Below are 24363 nucleotides of genomic sequence, written 5' to 3'. Positions count from 1 at the left end.
GCTCAGTGCGCGACGGCGGCGGCGCCGTGCTCGTCGACGAGGGCGCCGGTCGTGAACCGGTCGAGGGTGAACGGCGCGTTGGTGTCATGGGGTTCACCGGTCGCGATGGTGTGCGCGTACGCCCAGCCGACACCCGGAGTCGCCTTGAAACCGCCGGTGCCCCAGCCGCAGTTGAGGTACAGGTCCTCGACGGGGGTGAGACCGACGATGGGGGAGGCGTCCGGGGTGGTGTCGACGATGCCGCCCCAGGTGCGCAGCATGTGGGCGCGCGCGAACACGGGGAACAGCTCCAGGGCCGCCGCCATCTGCCGCTCGATGATGTGGAAGGCGCCGCGCTGCCCGTACCCGTTGTAGCTGTCGATGCCGGCGCCCATGACGAGTTCGCCCTTGTGCGCCTGGGACACGTACACGTGCACGGCGTTGGACATCACGACGGTGGGGTGCACGGGTTCGAGCAGCTCGGAGACGAGCGCCTGCAGCGGGTGGCTCTGGAGCGGCAGCCGCAGGCCGACCATCTGCGCGAGCACGGAGGTGTGCCCGGCCGCCGCGAGCGCGACCTTCCCGGCGGCGATGCGGCCCCGGGTGGTCTGCACCCCGGTGACCCGGCCGCCGCTGACGTCGATGCCGGTTACCTCGCAGTTCTGGATGAGGTCGATGCCGTACGCGTCGCAGCGGCGGGCGAAGCCCCACGCCACGTAGTCGTGCTTGGCGATGCCCGCGCGCGGCTGGTAGGTGGCGCCGTGCACGGGGTAGCGCACGTCCGGGCTGGTGTTGACGATCGGACACACCTTGGCGACCTCGTCGGGCTCCAGCCACTCGGCGTCGATGCCGTTGAGCTGGTTCGCGTAGACGCGGCGCTTGCTGTCGCGGACGTCCTGGAGGTTGTGCGCGAGGTTGAGGACACCGCGCTGGCTGAACAGGATCGGGTAGTCGAGGTCCTGCTCGAGCGTCTCCCAGAGCTTGAGGGAGCTCTCGTAGATGCCGGAGCTCTCGTCCCACAGGTAGTTGGAGCGGATGATGGTGGTGTTGCGGGCCATGTTCCCGCCGGCCAGCCACCCCTTCTCCAGGACGGCGATGTTCGTGATGCCGTGGTTCTTGGCGAGGTAGTACGCCGTCGCCAGGCCGTGTCCCCCGCCGCCCACGATGACGACGTCGTAGGACTTCTTCGGGTCGGCGTTGCGCCACAGGAAGTCGGGGTGGTCGGGCAGGGCGTCGCCGGGGGTGGTGGTCATCGCCGGCCTCCTTCTTCCAGAGCGGTGGCAGCCAGGGTGGGGTAGAGGGGGAAGCGCTCGGTGAGCGCGGTGACCCGCTTGCGCAGGGCGCCGGCCGTCTCGTCGTCGAACCCGGGCAGGAACGCGGTGGCGACGATGTCGGCGACCTCGGTGAACTCCTCGGCCGCGAAGCCGCGCGCGGCGAGCGCCGGGGTGCCGATGCGGACGCCGGAGGAGACCATCGGCGGCCGGGGATCATTGGGGACCGCGTTGCGGTTCACGGTGATGCCGATGCGGTGCAGCCGGTCCTCGGCCTGCTGCCCGTCCAGATCGGACGCGCGCAGATCGACGAGGACCAGATGGACGTCGGTGCCCCTGGTGAGGACGTCGATCCCGGCCGCCCGGGCGTCGTCGCGCAGCAGCCGCTCGGCCAGGATGCGGGAGCCCTCCAGGGTGCGGCGCTGCCGGTCGGCGAACTCGGGCTCGGCCGCCAGCTTGAACGCCACCGCCTTCGCCGCGATCACATGCTCCAGCGGGCCGCCCTGCTGACCGGGGAAGACCGCCGAGTTGATCTTCTTGGCGAGCTCGGCCGTCGACAGGATGACACCGCCGCGCGGACCGCCCAGCGTCTTGTGCGTGGTCGTCGTGACGATGTGGGCGTGCGGCACGGGTGAGGGGTGCAGCCCTGCGGCGACCAGGCCCGCGAAGTGCGCCATGTCGACCATCAGATACGCGCCGACCTCGTCGGCGATCCGCCGGAACTCCGCGAAGTCCAGGTGCCGGGGATACGCCGACCAGCCCGCGATGATCAGCTTCGGCCGGTGCTCGCGGGCGAGGCGGGCGACCTCCGCCATGTCGACACGGTGGTCGTCCGCGTCCACGTGGTACGCGACCACGTTGTAGAGGCGGCCCGAGAAGTTGATGCGCATGCCGTGCGTGAGGTGTCCGCCGTGCGCGAGGTCGAGGCCGAGGATGGTGTCGCCCGGCTTGAGGAGCGCGGCCATCGCGGCGGCGTTGGCCTGTGCCCCGGAGTGCGGCTGCACGTTGGCGGCCTCGGCGCCGAACAGCTCCTTGATCCGGTCGATGGCCAACTGCTCGATGACGTCGGCGTGTTCACAGCCGCCGTAGTAGCGGCGGCCCGGGTACCCCTCGGCGTACTTGTTGGTCAGGACCGAGCCCTGCGCCTGCATGACGGCGAGCGGGGCGAAGTTCTCGCTGGCGATCATCTCCAGGGTGTCGCGCTGCCGGGACAGCTCCGCGTCGAGGGCGGCGGCCACGTCCGGGTCGGCGGCGGCCAGGTCGCGTGCGTCGGGGGTCATGAGGACTCCTTGAAAACCGACTGGTGACGCTCTGATATATCAGCGGCGGGTCGTCGTCACGGTAGCCAGCGCCGAAGGGGCGCGTCAATGGGGTCAGGAGAAGGAAAACAAGCCGCCAACCACCGGTGCGAAACGGCCGGTTGCGGCGCCGGGAGCTCAGCCCGGAAGGACGTCCAGGACGGTGTGCATCCGCGAGGCGCGGGCCAGGTCCGCGAGCGCCTGCTCCATCACCGACAGCGGATCGCGCGGCGGCAGCAGCAGGCCGATCCGGGCGCTGCGCCGGGGGCCCATCAGCGGCACGGCCTCCATCCCGGTCGGGATCCCGAAGACGTGCAGCCAGGTGTGCGGGATGATGCTCGACCACTGGCCGGTACGCACATGTGCGATCAGCGAGGCGATCGAGTCCGTCTCCACACGCGGCGCGACCGACAGGGACAGCTCCGCGAACACGTCGTCCAGGACCCTGCGGCCCAGCATCCGCGGATGCAGCAGACACAGCGGCAGCGCGGCGGCCTCGGCCCAGCTGATCTCCTGCGCCGACCGGCCCGGGTCCTCCTGGGTGAGCACCACATAGCGCTCCCGGTACAGCGGCACGAACGGCAGATCCAGGCTCCGGCTGTGGTACGAGACCGCGCCGTGCAGCTCGAAGGCGCGCAGCCGCCGCACGATGTCGTCGCCCTGGAGATCGGCCTGCACGTTCACCGTGGTGTGCGGGTTCGCCGCGCAGAACGGCTGCGTGAGCAGGGCGACCGCGCCGACCGCCGTGGGCACCGCGCCGAGCCGCAGCTCCCCGCTCAGCCCCTCGCGCAGCGCCGCGAGCCCCGACTCCATGGCGTCCCGGTCCGCGAGTATCCGCCGCGCCCACAGGACGACCTGCTCGCCCTCCGCCGTAAGACCCTCGAAGCGCCGGCCGCGCCGCACCAGCGGCACGCCCAGCTCCGTCTCCAGCTTGCGGATGCCCTCGGACAGCGTCGGCTGCGACACGTAGCACTGCTCGGCGGCCTTCGCGAAGTGACCGGCGTTGGTGAGCGCGACCAGGTATTCGAGCTGGCGCAGCAGCACGGTCCCACCCCTTCTCCGGCCGACTTCGGTGGACGACGCCCGCCCATGATCGTAGCTGCCTATCAACGATCGGACTTTCCGCTTTGACCGTGGGCCGAGGGCGGACGAATGCTGGGCGCCGGGGGCGTGCCGGCTCCCGTCGAGTCGGAAACACAGAGGTGATGGGCGTGCGCGCCGTCGAAGAGCCCGAAGAGGATCTTTCCCTGAGCAAGCCCAAGACCTGGGCCACCGGGGCACCCGCCGTGGCCCACGCCCTGCAGTACGCCCTCAGCCAGACCTCGCCCAAGCGCACCGCCCTCACCCTGCTCAACATCAACCAGGACGGCGGCATCGACTGCCCGGGCTGCGCCTGGCCCGAGGGCGCCCCGGACAAGCGGCACCGCAACGAGTACTGCGAGAACGGCGCCAAGCACATCGCCGACGAGGCCACCACGCGCCGCGTCACCCGCGCGTTCTTCGCCGAGCACCCGGTCAGCGAGCTGGCGCAGGCCTCCGACTACTGGCTCAACCAGCAGGGCCGGCTGACCGAACCCATGGTCAAGCGCCCCGACAGCGACCACTACGAGCCGATCGGCTGGGACGAGGCCCTCGGGCTGCTCGCGGACGAGCTGAACGGGCTCGACGACCCCGACGAGGCGCTCTTCTACACCTCCGGTCGGCTCGCCAACGAGCCCGCGTTCCTGCTCCAGCTCTTCGCGCGGGCCTTCGGCACCAACAACCTGCCCGACTGCTCCAACCTGTGCCACGAGTCCAGCGGCTCCGCCCTCAACGAGACGCTGGGCATCGGCAAGGGCAGCGTCAGCCTCGACGACCTGCACAACAGCGACCTGGTGTTCGTCGTCGGCCAGAACCCCGGCACCAACCACCCCCGGATGCTCACCGCCCTGGAGGAGACCAAGCGGCGCGGCGGAAAGATCGTCGCCGTCAATCCGCTGCCCGAGGCGGGGCTGCTGCGCTTCAAGCACCCGCAGAAGGCGCGGGGCGTCATCGGCCGCGGCACCGAGATCGCCGACCAGTTCCTGCAGATCCGGCCGGGCGGCGACCTCGCCCTGTTCCAGGCGCTGAACCTGCTGCTCCTGGAGGCCGAGGACAGGGCGCCCGGCACCGTCCTCGACCGCGAGTTCATCGACACCCACACCTCCGGCTACGAGGTCTTCACGGACAACATCCGCGGACTCGACTGGGCGGAGGTCCTGGAGGCCACGGGACTCACCCGCGAGGAGATCGAGGAGGTCCACCAGCGGGTGCTCGGCGCCAAGAACGTCATCGTGTGCTGGGCCATGGGCCTCACCCAGCACAAGCACGGCGTCCCCACCATCCGCGAAGTCGTCAACTTCCTCATGCTGCGCGGAAACATCGGCAGGCCCGGCGCCGGCGTCTGCCCGGTGCGCGGCCACAGCAATGTGCAGGGCGACCGCACCATGGGCGTGTGGGAGCGGATGCCGCAGTCGTTCCTCGACGCCCTGGAGAAGGAATTCGGCTTCGCCCCGCCCACCCGGCACGGCGTCGACGCCGTCGACGCGATCCGGGCCATGCGCGACGGCCGGGCCCATGTGTTCGTCGGCGTCGCGGGCAATTTCGTCCGCGCCACACCGGACAGCGATGTCACCGAACGCGCCCTGCGCAATTGCCGGTTGACCGTCCAGATCTCCACGAAACTGAATCGCTCGCACGCCGTCTGCGGACGCACCGCGCTGATTCTGCCCACGCTGGGCCGCAGCGACCGCGACCTCCAGGCGGGCGGTGAGCAGTTCATGACCGTCGAGGACTCGATGAGCGATGTGCACGCCACTCGCGGCCGGCTCGCGCCCGCCTCACCCGCGCTGCTGAGCGAGGTCTCCATCATCAGCCGCCTCGCCCGCAGGACCCTGGGGGAGCGGCACGACATCGCCTGGCAGGAATTCGAGAACGACTACGACACCATTCGCGAGCACATCGCGAACGTCGTGCCGGGATTCGACGACTTCAACCGGCGCGTGCGCGAACCGGGCGGCTTCAACCTGCCCAATCCCGTCAACAAGCACGTCTTCCAGACGGCGAGCGGCACCGCCGTCTTCACCGCGAACGCCTTCACCGGGCTCACCGCGCCGCCCGGCCACCTGATCCTGCAGACGCTGCGCTCGCACGACCAGTGGAACACCATTCCGTACGCGATGGACGACCGCTACCGCGGCATCAAGGGCGCGCGGCGCGTCGTCCTGGCCAACGCCGAGGACCTCGCCGAACTCGGCATCGCGGAGGGCGCCCTGGTCGACCTGATCAGCGTGTGGACCGACGGCAGCGAACGCAGGGCCCCCGCGTTCCGCGTCGTCGGCTATCCCACTCCCCGGGGCTCCGCGGCCGCCTACTACCCGGAGACGAACGTCCTCGTGCCGCTGGACAGCGTCGCCGAGAACAGCAACACCCCCACGTCCAAGGCCGTCATCGTCCGGATGGAGCCGGCGAAGGAGGAAGCCCTCGCTCAGTCCAGGTAGCCCATCTTGCGGCTGATGTCCTGCGCGCTCCGCAGCAGCGTGGGGGAGAGCTCGTGCATCCGCTCCTCGGTGAACCGGTAGGCGGGACCCGAGGCGCTGATCGCGGCGATGACCTCCCCCTGGGCATTCCTGATGGGTGCGGCCATTCCGTGCAGCCCGAGCTCCAATTCCTCGAGCGTCACCGCATATCCGCGCTCAAGGGTCTGCGCGAGATCCTTCTCCAGCTTTCCCTTGGCGGTCAGGGTGTGCGGTGTCATCTTTTTCATGTGGGAGGCCGCGAGCATTTCCGTGCGCTCCTGCTCGGGCACATGAGCGAGGAGTATTTTTCCGCTGGATGTGGCATGCATCGGGGTGAGCTGGCCGACCCAATTGTGCGTGCTGACCGCCATGGGGCCGCGCACCTGCAGGACGTTCACCGCGTAATGTTCCTGCAGTATCGCGATGTTGACGGCCTCACCGAATTCCTCCGCGAGCTGCTCGCAGAACGGCCGGGCCTGCTGCGTCACATCGAAATTGTCGGTGACCGAGCTGGCCAGGCGTACGATGCCGAAGCCGATCCGGTACTTTCCCCGGTCGCCCGACTGCTCGACCAGGTCGCGCGCCTCAAGCGCGCCCAGCAGACGGAAGGCCGTCGACTTGTGCACGTCGATTTCCGCGGCGATCTCACTGACGCCCGCTTCCCCGCGCCGCGCGAGAATCTCCAGAACGCTCACGGCACGGTCGACGGACTGCACTCCGGCGCCCGACGAGCCCGTTGTCTCACTGTCTGCGTCATGCTTTCTCATGGCGCGACTATAGGCGCTGCCCGCGGACGGGCGGCAGGGCGATGCGGAAGCGGATCTTCGACTCCCTCTTCGCGCTCGTCTCCGATAACTGGTGTCTCCTGAATTAGGGCATACAGAGCCCGCATTGCCGGTCCTGCTACCCGGGCGGACGGGAGTCATGCGCCCTTGCGCGATGTCTTGACGCGGACACATGAGGGCATGTTCTGTTGCGCGTTGAGCGATGCGTTCTGCAGAGCGCAACCGAGTGTCTCCTGCGCGTGACGATGCCGCGCGGCCCTCAGTCCCCCACCCCCGGGAGGTCCGATGTCCATCCGTGCTGTCGACGAGGCGCCACTGAACCGGTTCCACCGAAAACTCACCTGGGCCTGCGCGGGCGGCCCGTTCCTGGACGGCTATCTGCTCAGCATCATCGGCGTCGCGCTGGTGGGTATGAAGAGCGAACTCGACCTGAGCACCGGCGAGATGAGCCTCATCGGCACCTCCGCCCTCGTCGGCATCTTCGTCGGCGGGCTGTTCTTCGGCGCCGTCACCGACAAACTCGGCCGGGAGGTGATGTACACGATCGACCTCGGGGTCCTGGTGGCCGGCTCCGTGATCTCCCTGTTCGCCACCGAGGCCTGGCAGTTCGTCATCCTGAGGTTCATCATCGGCGTCGCCGTCGGCGCGGACTACCCGATCGCCACCTCGCTGCTGGCGGAGTGGGCACCCAGCAAGCACCGCGGGCGTCTCCTCGGGATCCTCATCCTCGCCTGGTACGTCGGCGCCGCCGCGGCCTACGTCGTCGGGTACGCGCTCGCCGAGCTCGGCGGCGCCGAGGCCTGGCGCTGGATGCTCGGCTCCAGCGCCGTGGTGAGCGTCGCGGTGCTGCTGTTGCGGGTGGGAACCCCCGAGTCGCCGCTCTGGCTGGTGAACAAGGGGCGTACGGAACAGGCCCAGGAGACCGTCGAGAAGGTGCTCGGCACCCGGGTCGCCCTGGAGGAACTCATGGCCGCCTCGGCGGCCGAACAACGCGTGGACAGCCGCTTCCGCACCCTGTTCCGCGGTGTCTATCTGCGCCGGACCCTCTTCTGCGGGATCTTCTACCTCTGCCAGATCACGCCAATGTTCGCCCTCTACACCTTCGGGCCCACGATCCTGGGCGCGTTCGGGCTCGCCGAGGGCAACACCGGCAACCTCGGTTCCGCGCTGATCAGCATCGTGTTCGTACTCGGCTGTCTGCCCGCCCTGCGGCTCGTGGACCGGGTGGGACGCCGGCCCATCATGATCTGGTCCTTCGTCCTGATGGCGATCCCGCTGGCGGTGCTCGGCGGCGGCTCCGCGCTGCCCGTCGCGGTCGTCATCCTGTGCTTCTGCGCCTACGCGCTGGCCTCGGGCGGCCCCACGGTCCTGGAGTGGACCTATCCCAACGAGCTGTTCCCCACCTCGATCCGCGCCACCGCGGGCGGCGTCGCCACGTCGATCAGCCGGATCGGGGCCGCCGTGGGCACGTATCTGCTGCCCATTTCCCTGAGTTCGCTGGGCACGGGCCCCACCATGCTGATCGGCGCCGGCATCACCCTGGTCGGCTGGCTGGTTTCGTTCGTCTGGGCGGAGGAGACGCTCGGCCGAGGGCTCGCCGAGACGAGCGCCGACCCGTCCGCCGGGGCGAGGGGCGACGGAGCCCGCGGACCGCTGCGCGAAGGGGATTTCGAACGCTCCTGAACCCCCGCTGAACCCCCGCTCCAACTCCCGTGCGCTGCACCGTAGTTGGCGCCGCTCCCGCGGCGTCTTCGAACAGTGCGGGGCACGGGATTTTTGTGTGACGGGACAGTTCTCAGATTCCTCTTGACATGCGCCGTCGACGGAGACGACAGTTTGGGCGTTGCGTAGAACGCGTCAAGGTTCTTCATGCGCAACAGAGTTCGGTGCTTCAACAGATCTTCAAAAGCTCCCCTTCGGCTCTTCTGCCTCCCTCAACAGACCCGCCGGGTTCCCGTGCCCGGCCGTCCCCGCAGCAAGGAGCTCAACCGTGACTCACGAGGTTCGCGCAGTGGTCGCCCGCAAGCAGGGCGCCCCCGTCTCCGTGGAGACGATCCTGGTCCCGGAGCCCGGACCGGGGGAGGCGCTGGTGCAGGTGCGGGCCTGCGGCGTCTGCCACACCGATCTGCACTACCGGGAGGGCGGGATCGGCGACGAGTTCCCGTTCCTGCTCGGCCACGAGGCCGCCGGCGTCGTCGAGTCCGTCGGCGACGGGGTCACCGACGTGGCACCCGGCGACTTCGTCATCCTCAACTGGCGTGCGGTGTGCGGCAGTTGCCGGGCCTGTCGGCGCGGCCGTCCCTGGTACTGCTTCGCCACGCTCAACGCCACGCAGCCCATGACCCTCCTCGACGGCACGCCGCTCTCGCCGGCCCTCGGTATCGGCGCGTTCGCCGAGAAGACCCTCGTCGCCGCCGGTCAGTGCACCAAGGTCGACCGGGCCGCCCCGGCCGCCGCCGCGGGCCTCCTCGGCTGCGGTGTCATGGCGGGCTTCGGCGCGGCGGTCAACACCGGCGGCGTCGGCCGCGGCGACTCGGTGGCCGTCATCGGCTGCGGAGGCGTCGGCATCGCGGCGATCGCCGGGGCCAAGGTGGCCGGCGCCGCCCGCATCATCGCCGTGGACATCGACGAGCGGAAGCTGGCGAAGGCCGAGCGGTTCGGCGCCACCGACACCGTCGACTCCTCCAGGACCGACCCCGTCGAGGCCGTGCGCTCCCTCACCGGCGGCTTCGGCGCCGACGTCGTCGTCGAGGCGGTCGGCCGCCCCGAGACCTACCAGCAGGCCTTCTACGCCCGCGACCTGGCGGGCACCGTCGTCCTCGTCGGGGTGCCCACCCCCGAGATGAAGCTGGAACTGCCGCTCGCCGACGTCTTCGGCCGCGGCGGCGCCCTCAAGTCCTCCTGGTACGGGGACTGCCTGCCCTCCCGCGACTTCCCCGCCCTCATCGACCTCTACCTCCAGGGCCGCTTCGACCTCGGCGCGTTCGTCAGCGAGGAGATCGGCCTCGACGAGGTGGAGTCCGCCTTCGACGCCATGCGCCGCGGAGACGTCCTGCGCTCAGTGGTGACGCTGTGAGCGCGGGGGCGGTCTGAGCCCCCTCACCACACACAATTCGCATCGCTTCGGCACCTGCCGCATGTCCGCACGACATCTACCGAGGTGACATCCCATGAGCACCACCAGCCTGCCCCCGAGCCTGATCTCCACGCTGCCCGGCGACTACTACACCGACCCGCAGATCTTCGCGCGGGAGCAGGAGCACATCTTCGAGTCCATGTGGTTCTGCGTGAGCCGCGCGGCCGACCTCACCAAGCCGGGCAGCTTCCGCACCTACCAGGTGGGCAGGGAGAGCGTCCTCGTCTCGCGCTCCCGCGACGGCTCGATCCGCGCCTTCCTCAACATCTGCAGGCACCGCGGCGCCAAGCTGTGCACCGAGGAGTCCGGCGAGGTCAAGCGCAACTTCCAGTGCCCGTACCACGCCTGGACCTACGGCCTCGACGGCAAGCTCGTCGCCGCGCCGAACCTGACGTCGATGCCCGACATCGACCGCACCGAGTACGGCCTGGTCAACGTCCACGTGCGGGAATGGCTCGGCTACGTGTGGGTGTCGCTGGCCGAGCAGCCGCCCTCCTTCGAGGACGAGGTGATCGGCGCGGTCAGCGAGCGCCTCGGCGGCGCCGACGCCATCGAGAACTACGCGATCGAGGACCTCGACCTCGGCCGGCGCATCACGTACGACGTCCAGGCCAACTGGAAGCTCATCATCGAGAACTTCATGGAGTGCTATCACTGCGCCACCATCCACCCCGAACTCACCGAGGTGCTCCCGGAGTTCAAGGACGGCCTCGCCGCCCAGTACTTCGTCGGGCACGGCGCCGAGTTCGCCGAGGAGGCGCAGGGCTTCACCGTCGACGGCTCGGAGGGACTCGATCGCATCCCCTCGGTCGCCGAGGACCAGGACCGGCGCTACTACGCGATCACCGTGCGGCCCCAGGTGTTCATCAACCTGGTCCCGGACCACGTGATCATCCACCGGATGTACCCGATCGCCCACGACCGCACGATCGTCGAGTGCGACTGGCTGTACCTGCCGCACGTCGTCGAAAGCGGCAGGGACGGCAAGGACATGGAGCGCTCCGTCGAACTGTTCCACCGCGTCAACCAGCAGGACTTCGACGCCTGCGAGCGCACCCAGCCGACGATGAGCTCGCGCGCCTACGTCAAGGGCGGCGTTCTCGTCCCCAGCGAACATCACATCGGAGAGTTCCACGCCTGGCTCCAGGCCAGGCTCGGCACACAGCACGCCAATTGACCGTCCATTTGTTTCCTGGAGGTTCCCCATGATCCCGGTGTGCCGCATCGAAGATCTGCCCCCTGGTGAGTCCATCCGCGTGACCGAGGGCGTGCCGGCCCCGGTCGCCGTCTTCAACGCGGACGGCACGGTGTACGCCATCGACGACACCTGCACCCACCAGGACGCCTCGCTGGCCGACGGCTTCCTCGAGGGCTGCTTCGTCGAATGCCCGCTGCACGAGGCGTCGTTCGACCTGCGCAACGGCCGCCCGACCTGCCCGCCCGCCAAGACGCCCGTCCGCACCCACCACGTCACCGTCAAGGACGGCCAGGTCCTGCTTCACGTCACCGTTGGGGAGCCCGCATGAAGCACATCACTGTCGTCGGAGCCTCGCTCGCCGGCCTCGGCGCCGTCCGGTCGCTGCGCGCCGAGGGGTACGAGGGAGAGATCACCGTCGTGGGGGAGGAGCTGCACCGGCCCTACGACCGTCCGCCCCTGTCCAAGGCCTACCTCAAGGGCGACATCACGGCCGACGCCCTCGAACTCGGGGACGCCGAGGAGTACGAAGCGCTCGACATCCACTGGGAACTGGGTGACCGGGCCGTGCACCTGGACTGCTTCAACACCTCGGTCATCCTCGGCAACGGGCGCAGGATCGAGACGGACGGCGTCGTCGTCGCCACCGGCTCGACCGCCCGCCGGCTGCCCGGCACGGACGGCCTCGCGGGGGTGCACACCCTGCGCACCCTGGACGACGCCCGCGGCCTGCGCACCGAACTGGTCAGCGGAGTGCCCCGGATGGTCGTCATCGGCGCCGGATTCATCGGCGCCGAGGTCGCGGCCACCGCTCACCACCTGGGCCTCGACGTCACCGTGGTCGAGGCGCTCGACACCCCGCTGGAACGCCAGCTGGGCGCCGAGATGGGCCGCCTCTGCGCCTCTCTGCACACCGACCACGGGGTCCGCCTGCTGTGCGGGACCGGAGTGGCGGAGCTGGAGAGCGGCGGCGGCCGGGTCACCGGCGTGCGGCTCACGGACGGGCGGCTGCTGCCCGCGGACATCGTGCTCGTCGGGGTGGGGGCCCGGCCGGTCGACGACTGGCTCGCCGACTCCGGTGTGTGGGTGGACAACGGCGTGGTCTGCGACGCGGGCGGCGCCTCCAGCGTCCCCAACGTCGTCGCGGTCGGCGACGTGGCTCGCCGCCCGCACCCCTTCACCGGCCGGCACGCCCGCATCGAGCACTGGTCGAACGCCGCCGAGTCGGCCGCCACCGCGGCCCGCACCCTGCTCACCGGCGAGACGGCCGTGCCCCGGGCCACCCCGCCGTCCTTCTGGTCCGACCAGTACGACGTCCGGATCCAGCTCGCCGGCGTCGTGAACCCCGGAGCCGAGCTCGAACTCGTCGAGGGCAGTTACGAGGACCGGTCCTTCGCGGCCCTCTACAAGGAGGGCGGGGTGCCCACCGCGGTCCTCGCCATGAACCGCTCCAAGATCTTCAACCGGCTCCGCCGCACCCTGGTTCCCGCCACCGAAAGGATCGCGCCCGCCGCCGTCTGACGGGCCCGCCACCATGTCTTCGCCTCTCCCGCCGTGCCGCACCCCTGATATATCAATGCATGGATGCGGTACGGTGAGGTCCCATCGGGGACACGTCGAGGGAGGGGCGAGATGGCATCTGTGCCTGCCGCCGGGGGCCAGTCGCACGGCGCGACACTGGCCGACCAGGCGTATCAGGAGATCACGGACCGGCTCGTCACCCTGCAGATCCGCCCCGGCGAACCCGTCCACGACGGGCGGCTCGCCGCCGACCTCGGCCTCGGCCGCACCCCGGTCCGCGAGGCCCTCAAGCGCCTGGAGACGGAGCGACTCGTCGTCGCTTTCCCCCGGCGCGGCACCTTCGCCACCGAAGTGCAGATCGCGGACCTGGGCCACATCTCCGAGGTCCGTCAGGAGCTCGAACCCCTCGCCGCCGCGCGCGCCGGCAAGCGGGCCACCGCGGCGGACCGCGAGCGGCTGCGCGAGCTGCTCACCCGTGTCGAGGAGGAGTCGCAGACCGCGCCGGAACCCGGCGATGTCGGCCTGCTCCGCCTCGACATGGCGGTGCACCGCGCCGTCTACGCGCTCACGTACAACCCGTACCTCGAAGCCACGCTGGTCAACTACGACAACCTCGCCACCCGCATCTGGTGTCTGTTCATCGACCGCCTCGCCGGACTCGAGCAACACGTCCACGAGCACGGGCAGTTGCTGCGCGCCGTCATCGAGGGGGACGAGGCCAAGGCCTCGGCCGTGGCCGCCGAGCACGTGGAGAACTTCGAGCGCGCGATCCGCTCGATCATCTGAGACTGTCGCGTCCGAGGCTGTCGGCCGCCCCTCGACCATGGGGAACGCGGGGCCCATTGACGCCCGCCACGCACCGGTTCTAGTGTGCCGATCGCTGGTATATCAATCACGTTCAACTGTCGTGTCAATTCAACGTGAACACGCGGCCGCCGCCCCGAGGGGGACGGTCCGCACTTCTCCCGAACTCCACAAGCCCCAACGGCGGGCCGCTGCTCGGAGGATCCCCATGCCCCATCAGGTCAAGGCCGTCGTCGCCCGCGCGGCAGGCGCACCGGCGACCCTGGAGACCGTGACCGTGCCCGATCCGGGCCCCGGTGAGGCCCTCGTCGACATCCAGGCCTGCGGCGTCTGCCACACGGACCTGCACTACCTCCAAGGCGGCATCGGCACGGAATTTCCTTTCCTTCTCGGACACGAGGCCGCGGGCGTCGTCTCGGCCGTCGGCCCCGACGTGACCGACGTCGCCGAAGGAGACTTCGTCATCCTCAACTGGCGTGCGGTGTGCGGCAGTTGCCGGTCCTGTCGGCGCGGACGCCCCTGGTACTGCTTCGACAGCCTGGGCGCCACCCGGCCCACCACCCTGGACGACGGCACACCCCTGGTCGCCGCCCTCGGTATCGGCGCCTTCGCCGAGAAGGCTCTGGTCGCTGCAGGACAGTGCACCAAGGTCAACGCCGCGGCGCCGGCCGCGGCCGCCGGACTGCTCGGCTGCGGCGTCATGGCCGGCTTCGGCGCCGCCGTACACACCGGAGGTGTCACCCGCGGCGACTCCGTCGCGGTCATCGGCTGCGGAGGCGTCGGCATGGCGGCCCTGGCCGGGGCCGAACTGGCCGGCGCCACCCGGGTGATCGCGGTCGACGTCGACGCCCGCAAGCTCGACCTCGCCGGACGGTTCGGCGCGACCCACACCGTCGACCCCACCGCGACCGACCCGGTACAGGCCATTCGCGAACTCACCGGCGGCCACGGCGCCGACGTCGTCATCGACGCGGTCGGCAGCCCGGAGACCTACCGGCAGGCCTTCTACGCCCGCGACCTCGCCGGAACCCTCGTGCTCGTCGGCGTGCCGACCGCCGACCGCACCGTGCAACTGCCCCTCCTCGACGTCTTCGGGCGCGGCGGGGCACTCAAGTCCTCCTGGTACGGCGACTGCCTGCCCTCCCGGGACTTCCCGGAGCTCGTCGACCTCCATCTGCAGGGCCGGTTCGACCTGGACCGGTTCGTGAGCGAGACGATCGACCTCACCGATGTGCAGGGCGCCTTCGACCGGATGAGCCGCGGCGAGGTGCTGCGCTCGGTCGTCCGCCTCTGACGACACCACCCACAACCCCTCCCACGTCACGCCACCCTCGTGCACCCATGAACTCCCGGAGGACCCACCATGACCTCGCAGTCTTCGCAGCCCAAGGTGGTCATCATCGGAGCCGGCATCGTCGGCTGTTCCCTCAGCGACGAGCTCACCGCCCTCGGCTGGACGGACGTCACCGTCCTCGAACAGGGCCCCCTCTTCGCGACCGGCGGATCCAGCTCGCACGCCCCCGGCCTCGTCTTCCAGACCAGCCCCTCCAAGACCATGACCGAGTTCGCGCGCTACACCGTCGAGAAGACCAGCGCCCTCGACCTCGACGGCGACTGGTGCTACCGGCAGGTCGGCGGCCTGGAGATAGCCACCACACCGGAGCGCCTGGCGGAACTGGAGCGCCGGCACGGCTGGCTCACCTCCTGGGGCGTCGAGAGCCACCTCCTCGACCCCGCCGAGTCCGCCAAGCTGCACCCGCTGATCGACCCCGACGCCATCCTCGGCGGCTACCACATCCCCAGCGACGGCCTCGCCAAGGCCCTGCGCATCGGCGAGGCACAGGCCCGCCGCGCCATCGCCCGCGGTGCCACGTTCCTCGGCCACCACACCGTCACCGACGTCGAGACATCAGGCGGAGCGGTCAGCGCCGTCGTCACCGACCGCGGCACCTTCCCCGCGGACATCGTGGTGTCCTGCGCCGGATTCTGGGGCCCGCGCATCGGCCGCATGGTCGGCCAGCACGTGCCGCTGGTCCCGATGGGCCACCAGTACGCCACCACCACTCCGCTCACGGAACTCAAGGGCCGCAACAGCGCCTCGGACGAAGCGAACCTGCCGATCCTGCGCCACCAGGACGCGGGCCTCTACTGCCGCGAGCTCGTCGACCGCATCGGCATCGGCTCGTACGCCCACCGCCCCATGCCGATGTCCGCCGACGACGTCGCCCACCCCTCCGACAGCCCGGACCAGCCCTCGAAGCTCGACTTCACGAAGGCCGACTTCGAAGGCGCCTGGGCCGACACCCGCAGGCTGCTGCCCGCGCTGAACGACGCCGAGATCGCCGACGGCTTCAACGGCCTGTTCTCCTTCACGATCGACGGCATGCCGCTGATCGGCGAGTCCCCGGAGGTGTCCGGCTTCTGGCTGGCCGAAGCGGTGTGGGTGACCCACTCCGCGGGCGTCGCCCGGGCCATCGCGAAGTGGATGGTCGAGGGCCGGCCCGGCATCGACCTCCACGGCTGCGACATCAACCGCTTCGAGGACGTGCAGCTCGCCCCCGACTACGTGCACGAGCGCAGCTGCCAGAGCTTCTCCGAGGTCTACGACATCATCCACCCGCTCCAGCCGCCGAACCGGCCGAGGCCGCTGCGCGTGAGCCCCTTCCACACCCGCCAGCAGGAACTCGGTGCCGTGTTCCTGGAGGGCGGCGGCTGGGAGCGCCCGCACTGGTACGAGGCGAACGCCGGGCTGCCCGAGGTGTCCCGCATCAGCGAGCGGGGCGAGTGGGCCTCCGAGTTCTGGTCGCCCATCGCGGGAGCCGAGGCCCTGGTCACCCGCGAGCGCGTGGCGATGTACGACATGACCCCGCTCAAGCGCCTGGAGGTCACGGGCCCGGGTGCCCTGGCGTTCCTTCAAGGACTCTCAACGAACCAGCTGGACAAGGCAGTCGGCGCGGTCACCTACACCCTGATGCTCGACGAGGCGGGCGGCGTGCTGAGCGACCTCACCGTCGCCCGGCTCGCCGAGGACCGCTTCCAGGTCGGCGCCAACAGCAACCTCGACCTCGCCTGGCTCCGCCGCCACCTGCCCGCCGACGGCACCGTGCAGGTCCGGGACATCACGGCCGGCACCTGCTGCATCGGTGTGTGGGGCCCGCGCGCCCGCGACCTCGTGCAGCCCCTCACCGACGCCGACTTCTCGCACGAGAACTTCGGCTACTTCAAGGCGAAGCAGGCCTTCATCGGCGACGTCCCGGTCACCGCGATGCGCCTGTCCTACGTCGGCGAACTCGGCTGGGAGATCTACACCACCGCCGACCTGGGCCAGCGCCTGTGGGACACCCTCTGGCGCGCCGGACAGGACCACGGTGTCATCGCAGCGGGCCGCAGCGCCTTCAACTCCCTGCGCCTGGAGAAGGGTTACCGGGCCTGGGGCCACGACATGACCAGCGAGCACAACCCCTACGAGGCCGGCGTCGGCTTCGCCGTCCGCAAGAAGAAGGGCGACTACCTGGGCCTCGACGCGATCCGCGACATCACCAAGGACACCGTGGACCGCCGCCTCACGGCCCTCCTCATCGACGACGACCACTCGGTGGTGATGGGCCACGAACCGGTCTTCGTGAACGGCCACCCCAGCGGCTACGTCACCAGCGCCGCCTACGGCTACACCCTCGGCCGCCCCATCGCCTACGCCTGGCTCCCCGCCGAACACGCGGAACCCGGCACGCAGGTGGAGATCGGCTACTTCGGCGACCGGGTGCCCGCGACGACGGCGGCGGAGCCGCTGTTCGACCCGGAGATGACACGGATCCGGCGGTGACACGGGGGTGACACCGGCGTGGCCGTTGCCGGGCCGCCGCCGATTTCCCCCGCCGATGTGCATCCATCGCATCGGCAGAGGGGGAACAGGAGGCGGCGGTCCCGGCCGGACCAATCCGCGGCCGCGCCGGGTCCGGATTACATCCGGACAATTCCCGAGCACGGAGGGCCCCGTGAAAGAAGCCGTACACATCGGCAGAAACCCGTCCGCCGAACCGGATCTGCAGGAGCTGGTGGGACGCGTGGCCCTCGGCGACGAGAACGCGTTCGCCTCGGTGTACGACATGGTGATGGGCCCTGTCCTCGGCACCGTACGCGCGGTGCTGCGGGACCTGGCGCAGTCGGAGGAGGTCGCGCAGGAGATCATGGTGGAGGTCTGGCGCACCGCTCCCCGCTACCGCGCCGACCGCGGAACGGCGATCAACTGGATCCTCACCCTGGCCCACCGGCGCGCCATCGACCGGGTCCGCTCCGTAGAGGCCGCAGCGGCGCGGGACCAGAAGGCCGCGCTGCTCGACCACATGCCCGACTTCGACCAGGTAACCGAGCAGGTCGAGGCACGCCTCGAGCGCGAGCAGGTACGCCGCTGCCTGCGCACCCTGACCGAGATCCAGCGCCAGGCCGTCACCCTCGCCTACTACCGTGGCCTGACCTACCGGGAGGTCGCCGAATCCCTGACCCTGCCCCTGGGCACGGTCAAGACCCGGCTGCGCGACGGTCTCATCCGGCTCCGCGACTGCCTGGGGGTGACCGCGTGACCACCGCAGACCTGCACACGCTGACCGGCGCGTACGCGCTGCACGCACTGTCCGACGAGGAGCGCGCCGACTTCGAGCGGCACCTCGCGCAGTGCGAGGCCTGCGCCCAGGAGAGCGCCGAACTCACCGCGACCGCGGCCCGTCTCGGCCTGGCCGCCACCATCACACCCCGCCCCGATCTGCGCGGGCAGGTACTGCGCCGGATCACCACGGTCCGCCAGGACTCGCCCCGCGAGCCGGCCCTGTCCCGGACAGGACGCACGGCGGGCGCCAGGCGGCGGCTGCTGTCCCGCTGGGCGCTCGCCGCCTGCTTCGCGGCCGCCGCCGCGCTCGGCGGCACCGCCGTCTGGCAGCACCAGCGCGCCGAGGACGCGCAGGAACAGGCCCGGCAGGCGGAAGAGGGCAACGACCGGATCGCCACCGTGCTCGCGGCGCCGGACGCCAAGACCGGCTCGGCGAAGCTGGGAGACGGAGCCAGCGGCACCGTCATCGTCTCCAAGAGCCAGGACCGGGCCGTGTTCGTCGCCTCCGGGATGGCACACCCACCGCAGGGCAAGGTCTACCAACTCTGGTACGACGACGGCGGAACCATGCGCTCGGCAGGGCTCATGGACGCCGCCCGCAGCGACCAGGCCGTGCTGCTGAGCGGCGCCGTGGACGGGGCGTCGGGCATGGGCATCACCGTCGAACCCGCCGGAGGCTCGGACCGGCCGACCACCGACCCGGTGGCGCTGATGCCGCTGCCCGCCTGAGCTGTCGGCCCCTGCCGCCCCGCCTCAACGTCGGGGCGGCAGGGGAAAGAAGCCGCTGGTGCGGGCCGCGTACTCGGCATAGCCCGGACGCTCGGCCATGTGCCGTTCCAGCAGCCGCTTTCCGCTGCCCTTGGTCAGCAGCAAGCTCATCACCAGCGGGGACACGACACAGACGGCCGCCGCTCCGAACGAGTCGCACACGATCAGGAACAATCCCCACCAGACGCAGAAGTCCCCGAAGTAGTTCGGGTGACGGGTGTACCGCCACAGCCCCCGGTCCATGATCCGGCCCTTGGCCGCGGGATCCGCCTTGAACCGGGCCAGCTGTGCGTCCCCCACCGCCTCGAAGACCATGCCCACCGCCCACAACAGCGTCCCGGCCCAGGCAAAGCCGCTCATCGCCCCCGTCACGTACTGCGCGGCCTGCACGGGCAGTGACACGAGCCAGACGAGTGCGCCCTGGAGGAGGTAGACCATGCGCAGGGCGTACAGATTCCGGTTTCTGGGAGCCTTGGACAGCATCCGCTCGTAACGGGGGTCCTCCCCATGCCCGCGCCCGCGCCGGGCGATGTGCACGGCCAGCCGCAGACCCCACACCACCGTCAGTACGGTCACCAGGACCCGCCGCCCCGGATCCCCGGCGCCCGCCGACACCAGGAAGCCCACCGCGGCGACCGCGGCGAACCCCAGCCCCCACGCCACGTCGACGATCCGGTGCACACCCTTGCGCACGGCCACGACGAAGGTGACCAGCATGACGCCGAGCGCCGCCGCGGCCGCCCACGCGAGACCCGCCCCGAACGCGCCCCAATCGAAGCCGTTCACAGCCGGTCCAGACCGGGATACCAGTCCCGCGGCGTCGCCGGCGCACCACTGCGCCCCGCGGTCGTCGGGCGGACCGAGAGGATCTGGTCGACGCCCATGCGCCGCTCCTCGAAGGCCAGGGCGCCGCCCACCAGGTACAGACGCCATACGCGGGCCGTCTCCTCACCGACGAGCGCCACGAACTCGGACCAGCGCTCCTCCAGCGTGCGATGCCACGCGGCGACCGTGCGCACGTAGTGCTCGCGCAGCGACTCCACCGACCGCACCTCAAGACCGGCCGTCTCCAGCAGGTCGACGGTCGCGCCCAGCGGACGCATGTGCATGTCGGGCGCGATGTACGCCTCGATGAACGCACCGCCACCCGGAGCCGTCGCCCCGCGCGACATCTGCTGGACCAGGACCCGCCCCGCGGGCCGCACCAGACGGTGCAGCGCGGCGGCGAACGCCGGGTACTCGGCGTCCCCGACGTGCTCGCCCATCTCGACCGTGGCGAGCGCGTCGTAGTCGCCGCCGGTGATGTCCCGGTAGTCCTGGCACACCACGTGCACCCGGTTCGTGAGTGCCCGCTCGCGCACCTGCTCGTCCACGTACGCCGCCTGCTCGCGCGACAGCGTCACCGCGGTCACCCGTGCCCGGTACCGCTCGGCCGCGTACAGCGTCAGGGAGCCCCAGCCGCAGCCGATGTCGAGCAGCCGGGCTCCGGGCACCAGCCCGAGCTTGCGACAGATCAGCTCCAGCTTCGCGCGCTGCGCGTCCGCAGCGGTGAACTGCGGTCCTTCGCCCGCCCAGTAGCCGCACGAGTACGCCATCGTCTCGTCGAGGAGCAGCCGGTAGAAGGCGTTCGACAGATCGTAGTGGTGGCTGATCGCGGCCCGGTCACGGGACTTGGTGTGCAGGGCGCCGCGCAGCCGTGCCTGCGACGTGGGCGGGGCCGGGGGAGGGCCCAGTGCTCCGAGCCGGGCGGCCGCGCCTGCCGCACGCGCGCGGCCGGAGAGGGGGAGCCGGGGCGCGTGCAGACTCCGGTCGCGGGCCGCTGACCACATGGCGCGCAGCCCGGCCGCAAGATCCCCTTCCACGTCGATCTCACCGGTCACGTAGGCCTGAGCGAGCCCCAACTCGCCGGGCTGCCACAGGAGTCGGCGCAGGGCGCGGCGCGAGCGGACCACGACCAGGGGAGTGTCGGCCGGGCCCGTCTCGGCGCCGTCCCAGGTGCGCAGGCGGACCGGCAGCGGCCCGCCGAGAGCGGTCTCGGCCAATGCGGCGAGGCGGTGGGCGGCGCCGGTCATCGGGCGATCTCCTCCTTGGTGAGCAGGTACTGCTGTACGTCGAGGTATCCGGAGCGGAACCCGGCCTCGGAGTAGGCGAGATAGAACGTCCACATGCGCTGGAACGTCTCGTCGAATTCGAGCGCGGCGACCGCGTCGGCCCGCTCGGCGAACCGTTCCCGCCAGAGCCGCAGCGTCTCCGCGTAGTGCGCGCCGTAGCCGTCGCGGCGGACGATCGAGAGGCGGGTGTGGTCGCGTACCGTCTCGGCGATCGCCTCGGTGGACGGCAGCAGCCCGCCGGGGAAGATGTACTTCTGGATCCAGGTGTACGTGGACCGGCTCGCCAGCATCCGGTCGTGCGGCATGGTGATGGCCTGGAGCGCGACCCGGCCACCCGGCGCCAGGCGGGCGTCGAGGGTGCGGAAGTAGGTGGGCCAGAACTCGGCGCCCACCGCCTCCATCATCTCGACGCTGACGACGGCGTCGTAACTGCCGCGTGCCTCGCGGTAGTCGCACAGCTCGACGGTGACACGGTCCGTGAGCCCGGCCGCCGCGACGCGTTCCAGCGCGAGTTCGCGCTGTTCGCCGGAGAGGGTGAGCGACGTGACCCGGGCCCCGCGCGCGGCGGCGCGGATCGCGAGCTCGCCCCAGCCGGTGCCGATCTCCAGCACCCGGCTGCCGTCCCGCACCTCGGCGAGGTCGAGCAGCCGGTCGATCTTGCGGCGCTGGGCGTCGGCGAGCAGGCCCCGGTTGGCCGGCAGCCCGCGGAACACGGCCGAGGAGTAGCTGAGTGTCTCGTCGAGGAAGAGCGCGAACAGGTCGTTGGACAGGTCGTAGTGGTGGCTGATGTTGCTCCGCGATCCGGCCGGGGTGTTGCGCCGTGCCGAAGGCTGACGCGGTGCCCACAGCCCGCGCAGCCGCTGGAGGGGCGCGGGCACAAGGTCGGGGGCGTGCGCGGCGAGGACGGTGAGGGCCGCCACGAGATCGGGCGCGTCCCACTCACCGGCCATGTACGACTCACCGAACCCGATCAGTCCCTGCTTGCCGATGCGGCGGTGGAACGCGTCCGGGCGGTGGATGTGCAGGACGGGACCGCCCTTGCCGAGCTCGGAGCCGTCGGGGAACCGCACGCGCAGCGGCAGTTGACGCAGGGCGCGGCGGACGACGGCCGCGGCGACGGCGGTCCGGGACGGGGAGGCGGCCGGTGGCACGGCGACGTCGGGCCACCTGACCGGCTCCACGGGGAAGTGCGCGGGCCCGGCCTGGGGAGCCGTGCGGGAGTGGGTGTCGCCGGTTCTCATGAGGTGTTCTCCGAAGTGCCGTGTTCGTGCTGGTCAGGACGGGGTTGGACGGGCAGACCCCGCAGGTACAGCCGGATGCCGTGCAGGCGGATGGCCGCGGACACGGTGAGCGTGGACCATGGGCTGCGCACCGCGAGTCCCAGCAGGGTCCGTGCACGTACTTCCTTCCGGACCCCGCGAACGGTTGCGGTGAAGGACCTGCCGCCGTCGCGCTCCAGCTGCACGGTGAGGTCGACCCGCTCCCCGGGGGCGGGCAGCCGCATGCGGTAGCGGCCGTCGACGGGGAAGAACGGCGAGACGTAGAACTCCTTGTCCACCGACGCCCGACCCGAGGCGTCGGGCCACAGCAGATAGCAGTGGCGTCCGCCGTACGTGTTGTGGACCTCGGCGACGACACAGCGCAGGGCCCCGCCGGGGGTGTGGCACCAGTACAGGGTCAGCGGGTTGAACACGTACCCGAAGACGCGCGCGTGGGTCAGCATCACGACCGGGCCACCGTCGAGATCCACTCCCTGCTCGGCGAGGAAGGCATCGAGCCCGGCGCGGATGGACGACCGGCGCGCGCCGTCGAAGTGGTCACGGGCATCGAAGCGCGCCAACGGCCTTAGCAGGGGTGGTAGTTCGGGTGGATGGTCCGGATCGATGAGCCACATGTACGTGCGGTGGCGCAGCGCGTACCGACGCGGCGTGGTGCGCACGTGGGCGATCGCGACGCTGTACAGGGCCGGGGCCGCGCTCACCATGACACTCCAAGTGCCGCGGCGGCCGCGACGCCGGAGGCACAGCCGTCCTCGTGGAAGCCCCAGCCGTGGTAGGCGCCGGCGAACGCGGCGACGGAGGTGCTCAGTTCGGGAAGCCGCCGCTGGGCGGCCACCGACTCCGGCGTGTACACCGGGTGTTCGTACACCATCCGGGCCCGGACCAGAGCCGGGTCGACGCGGTCCTCGCCGCCCAGCGTGACCACGTACGTCTCGGATGCGTCAAGCCGCTGGAGCCGGTTCATGTCGTAGCTGACCCGCACCCGGTCGGCGCCCGCCGTGCACGACGGCAGCAGATGGTTCCAGGAGGCCCGGGCACCCCGGGCGCGCGGCAGCAGCGCCGTGTCGGTGTGCAGCAGTGTGGTGTTCCGGGAGTACCGGAACGCGCCGAGCACCTCCTTCTCCCGCGGCGTGGCATCCGCGAGGAGCCGCAGTGCCTGGTCCGGGTGGGTGGCGACGACCACCGAGTCGTAAGCGCGTGTGATGCCGTCGGCGGTGGTGAGTTCGACGCCGTCCGCGTGCCGTTGCATGGCACGGACCGGCGCCGACGTACGCACCTCGTCCAGGCCCCACGCCACCCGGTCGACGTAGCTGTGTGAACCTGCGGTCACCGTGCGCCAGGTCGGCGATCCGCCCACCGAGAGCATCCCGTGGTGCTTCAGGAACCGGAACAGATACGCGGCCGGGTAGCGCATCGCCGTGGCGGCGTCGCACGACCACACGGCCGACACGAGGGGCGTCATGAAGTGCGTACGGAAGTACGGCGAGAAGCCCTCGCGATCGAGGAACCCACCCAGCGTGAGCTCCGATTCCGCCTCCCGTTCCAGCAGCCGCCCGGCCGCCCGGTGGAAGGCGGGCACCTGCCCGAGCAGCCGCAGATAGCGGGCGCGCAGCACGTTGCCGGGCTGCGCGAACAGTCCGGCAAGGCCCCGCGCACCGGCGTACTCCAGGCCGCACCCCTCGCACCGCACCGACATGCTCATCTCCGACTCCTGCGTGGCGACGCCGAGCTCGGCGAACAGCCGCAGCAGGTTCGGATAGGTGGCGCCGTTGTGCACGATGAACCCGGAGTCGACCCGATGGCTCGCCCCGTCCGGCGAGGTCAGGTCGTGGGTGTGCGCGTGCCCGCCGAGCCGGTCGTCGGCCTCGTACAGGGCGACGTGGTGTGTCCGGGCGAGTACGTGCGCGGCGGTGAGTCCGGCGACGCCGCTGCCGATCACGGCGGTGCGCCGCCGCCCCACCTTCCTTGGGGCGGCATCCCCCGAGCCGCCTCCTTGGACCGTCGACATCGACTCTCCTCTCACCCGCCCGCGAATGCTGTCTCACGGGTAATCCGGAGCCGATCACGCGGTGGATT

General features: G+C 70.7%; 20 protein-coding genes. 11 read left to right on the top strand and 9 right to left on the bottom strand.

Annotated features, from left to right (window positions below; translation table 11 throughout):
• Window positions 1-2: 2 nt before the first annotated feature.
• The 3 genes from ACZ7L4_RS25410 to ACZ7L4_RS25400 all read right to left on the bottom strand — a co-directional run bounded on the left by ACZ7L4_RS25410 (window position 3) and on the right by ACZ7L4_RS25400 (window position 3592).
• Window positions 3-1232 carry a sarcosine oxidase subunit beta family protein gene (locus ACZ7L4_RS25410; RefSeq protein ID WP_422434112.1) on the bottom strand — a complete coding sequence of 410 codons (1230 nt, stop codon included), beginning with the start codon at window positions 1230-1232 and terminating at the stop codon, window positions 3-5.
• Window positions 1229-2530, bottom strand: a complete 1302-nt coding sequence (glyA, locus tag ACZ7L4_RS25405; protein ID WP_472105909.1) for a serine hydroxymethyltransferase — start codon at window positions 2528-2530, stop codon at window positions 1229-1231. The genes ACZ7L4_RS25410 and glyA overlap by 4 nt, the downstream gene beginning before the upstream one ends.
• 156 nt (window positions 2531-2686) lie before the next feature.
• Window positions 2687-3592: a LysR family transcriptional regulator gene (locus ACZ7L4_RS25400; protein ID WP_472105907.1), complete on the bottom strand. Its 906-nt coding sequence runs from the start codon at window positions 3590-3592 to the stop codon at window positions 2687-2689.
• A gap of 167 nt (window positions 3593-3759) precedes the next feature.
• Between ACZ7L4_RS25400 and ACZ7L4_RS25395 the strand changes: the two genes are divergently transcribed.
• Window positions 3760-6066, top strand: a complete 2307-nt coding sequence (locus tag ACZ7L4_RS25395; RefSeq protein ID WP_472105905.1) for an FdhF/YdeP family oxidoreductase — start codon at window positions 3760-3762, stop codon at window positions 6064-6066.
• On the opposite strand, the gene ACZ7L4_RS25390 is transcribed toward ACZ7L4_RS25395, so the two are convergent.
• Entirely contained in the window at window positions 6054-6851 is a 798-nt protein-coding gene (locus tag ACZ7L4_RS25390; RefSeq protein WP_450812415.1) for an IclR family transcriptional regulator, read from the bottom strand. The genes ACZ7L4_RS25395 and ACZ7L4_RS25390 overlap by 13 nt on opposite strands.
• A 303-nt stretch (window positions 6852-7154) precedes the next feature.
• On the opposite strand from ACZ7L4_RS25390, the gene ACZ7L4_RS25385 reads away from it, so the two are divergent.
• The 10 genes from ACZ7L4_RS25385 to ACZ7L4_RS25340 all read left to right on the top strand — a co-directional run bounded on the left by ACZ7L4_RS25385 (window position 7155) and on the right by ACZ7L4_RS25340 (window position 18857).
• Window positions 7155-8552, top strand: a complete 1398-nt coding sequence (locus ACZ7L4_RS25385) for an MFS transporter (protein ID WP_472105903.1) — start codon at window positions 7155-7157, stop codon at window positions 8550-8552.
• A gap of 307 nt (window positions 8553-8859) precedes the next feature.
• Window positions 8860-9945 carry an S-(hydroxymethyl)mycothiol dehydrogenase gene (locus ACZ7L4_RS25380; protein WP_385757304.1) on the top strand — a complete coding sequence of 362 codons (1086 nt, stop codon included), beginning with the start codon at window positions 8860-8862 and terminating at the stop codon, window positions 9943-9945.
• A 94-nt stretch (window positions 9946-10039) separates the two neighbouring features.
• Window positions 10040-11182: an aromatic ring-hydroxylating oxygenase subunit alpha gene (locus ACZ7L4_RS25375; RefSeq protein WP_472105901.1), complete on the top strand. Its 1143-nt coding sequence runs from the start codon at window positions 10040-10042 to the stop codon at window positions 11180-11182.
• A 28-nt stretch (window positions 11183-11210) separates the two neighbouring features.
• Window positions 11211-11531: a bifunctional 3-phenylpropionate/cinnamic acid dioxygenase ferredoxin subunit gene (locus tag ACZ7L4_RS25370; RefSeq protein WP_385757308.1), complete on the top strand. Its 321-nt coding sequence runs from the start codon at window positions 11211-11213 to the stop codon at window positions 11529-11531.
• Window positions 11528-12721, top strand: coding sequence for an NAD(P)/FAD-dependent oxidoreductase (locus tag ACZ7L4_RS25365; protein ID WP_472105899.1), 1194 nt, complete (start codon window positions 11528-11530; stop codon window positions 12719-12721). Before ACZ7L4_RS25370 ends, ACZ7L4_RS25365 begins: the two co-directional genes overlap by 4 nt.
• A 111-nt stretch (window positions 12722-12832) precedes the next feature.
• Entirely contained in the window at window positions 12833-13507 is a 675-nt protein-coding gene (locus ACZ7L4_RS25360) for a GntR family transcriptional regulator (protein WP_472105897.1), read from the top strand.
• Between the two features lie 226 nt (window positions 13508-13733).
• On the top strand, window positions 13734-14819 hold the full coding sequence (locus ACZ7L4_RS25355) for an S-(hydroxymethyl)mycothiol dehydrogenase (RefSeq protein WP_472105895.1): 1086 nt from the start codon (window positions 13734-13736) through the stop codon (window positions 14817-14819).
• Between the two features lie 69 nt (window positions 14820-14888).
• Window positions 14889-17348: a GcvT family protein gene (locus ACZ7L4_RS25350; RefSeq protein WP_472105893.1), complete on the top strand. Its 2460-nt coding sequence runs from the start codon at window positions 14889-14891 to the stop codon at window positions 17346-17348.
• Window positions 17349-17520: 172 nt separating this feature from the next.
• On the top strand, window positions 17521-18105 hold the full coding sequence (locus ACZ7L4_RS25345; protein ID WP_472105891.1) for a sigma-70 family RNA polymerase sigma factor: 585 nt from the start codon (window positions 17521-17523) through the stop codon (window positions 18103-18105).
• Window positions 18102-18857 (top strand): anti-sigma factor, encoded by a 756-nt coding sequence (locus ACZ7L4_RS25340; RefSeq protein ID WP_472105889.1) that lies wholly within the window; start codon window positions 18102-18104, stop codon window positions 18855-18857. The genes ACZ7L4_RS25345 and ACZ7L4_RS25340 overlap by 4 nt, the downstream gene beginning before the upstream one ends.
• Before the next feature lie 24 nt (window positions 18858-18881).
• On the opposite strand, the gene ACZ7L4_RS25335 is transcribed toward ACZ7L4_RS25340, so the two are convergent.
• From ACZ7L4_RS25335 to ACZ7L4_RS25315, 5 genes are read right to left on the bottom strand one after another with little or no spacing between them, the layout of a single operon-like run.
• On the bottom strand, window positions 18882-19682 hold the full coding sequence (locus ACZ7L4_RS25335) for a DUF1295 domain-containing protein (protein ID WP_472105887.1): 801 nt from the start codon (window positions 19680-19682) through the stop codon (window positions 18882-18884).
• Window positions 19679-20968, bottom strand: coding sequence for a class I SAM-dependent methyltransferase (locus ACZ7L4_RS25330; protein WP_472105885.1), 1290 nt, complete (start codon window positions 20966-20968; stop codon window positions 19679-19681). The genes ACZ7L4_RS25335 and ACZ7L4_RS25330 overlap by 4 nt, the downstream gene beginning before the upstream one ends.
• Window positions 20965-22248, bottom strand: a complete 1284-nt coding sequence (locus tag ACZ7L4_RS25325; protein ID WP_472105883.1) for a class I SAM-dependent methyltransferase — start codon at window positions 22246-22248, stop codon at window positions 20965-20967. The genes ACZ7L4_RS25330 and ACZ7L4_RS25325 overlap by 4 nt, the downstream gene beginning before the upstream one ends.
• Window positions 22245-22991 carry a DUF1365 domain-containing protein gene (locus ACZ7L4_RS25320; protein ID WP_472105881.1) on the bottom strand — a complete coding sequence of 249 codons (747 nt, stop codon included), beginning with the start codon at window positions 22989-22991 and terminating at the stop codon, window positions 22245-22247. Before ACZ7L4_RS25320 ends, ACZ7L4_RS25325 begins: the two co-directional genes overlap by 4 nt.
• A complete protein-coding gene (locus ACZ7L4_RS25315; RefSeq protein ID WP_472105879.1) occupies window positions 22985-24295 on the bottom strand; it encodes an NAD(P)/FAD-dependent oxidoreductase in 1311 nt (436 codons plus the stop codon). Before ACZ7L4_RS25315 ends, ACZ7L4_RS25320 begins: the two co-directional genes overlap by 7 nt.
• Between the last annotated feature and the right edge of the window lie 68 nt (window positions 24296-24363).

Source organism: Streptomyces sp. NPDC107575, from assembly GCF_055657265.1.
Note: the sequence above shows the minus strand (reverse complement) of the source record. Positions and strands in the feature narration are given on the sequence as shown.

Excerpts from the sequence above, each read along its gene's own strand:
- ACZ7L4_RS25410 (WP_422434112.1), bottom strand. The coding sequence starts at position 1,232 with ATGACCACCACCCCCGGCGACGCCCTGCCCGACCACCCCGACTTCCTG.
- glyA (WP_472105909.1), bottom strand. The coding sequence starts at position 2,530 with ATGACCCCCGACGCACGCGACCTGGCCGCCGCCGACCCGGACGTGGCC.
- ACZ7L4_RS25390 (WP_450812415.1), bottom strand. The coding sequence starts at position 6,851 with ATGAGAAAGCATGACGCAGACAGTGAGACAACGGGCTCGTCGGGCGCC.
- ACZ7L4_RS25385 (WP_472105903.1), top strand. The coding sequence starts at position 7,155 with ATGTCCATCCGTGCTGTCGACGAGGCGCCACTGAACCGGTTCCACCGA.
- ACZ7L4_RS25375 (WP_472105901.1), top strand. The coding sequence starts at position 10,040 with ATGAGCACCACCAGCCTGCCCCCGAGCCTGATCTCCACGCTGCCCGGC.
- ACZ7L4_RS25370 (WP_385757308.1), top strand. The coding sequence starts at position 11,211 with ATGATCCCGGTGTGCCGCATCGAAGATCTGCCCCCTGGTGAGTCCATC.
- ACZ7L4_RS25365 (WP_472105899.1), top strand. The coding sequence starts at position 11,528 with ATGAAGCACATCACTGTCGTCGGAGCCTCGCTCGCCGGCCTCGGCGCC.
- ACZ7L4_RS25360 (WP_472105897.1), top strand. The coding sequence starts at position 12,833 with ATGGCATCTGTGCCTGCCGCCGGGGGCCAGTCGCACGGCGCGACACTG.
- ACZ7L4_RS25355 (WP_472105895.1), top strand. The coding sequence starts at position 13,734 with ATGCCCCATCAGGTCAAGGCCGTCGTCGCCCGCGCGGCAGGCGCACCG.
- ACZ7L4_RS25350 (WP_472105893.1), top strand. The coding sequence starts at position 14,889 with ATGACCTCGCAGTCTTCGCAGCCCAAGGTGGTCATCATCGGAGCCGGC.
- ACZ7L4_RS25330 (WP_472105885.1), bottom strand. The coding sequence starts at position 20,968 with ATGACCGGCGCCGCCCACCGCCTCGCCGCATTGGCCGAGACCGCTCTC.
- ACZ7L4_RS25325 (WP_472105883.1), bottom strand. The coding sequence starts at position 22,248 with ATGAGAACCGGCGACACCCACTCCCGCACGGCTCCCCAGGCCGGGCCC.
- ACZ7L4_RS25320 (WP_472105881.1), bottom strand. The coding sequence starts at position 22,991 with ATGGTGAGCGCGGCCCCGGCCCTGTACAGCGTCGCGATCGCCCACGTG.
- ACZ7L4_RS25315 (WP_472105879.1), bottom strand. The coding sequence starts at position 24,295 with ATGTCGACGGTCCAAGGAGGCGGCTCGGGGGATGCCGCCCCAAGGAAG.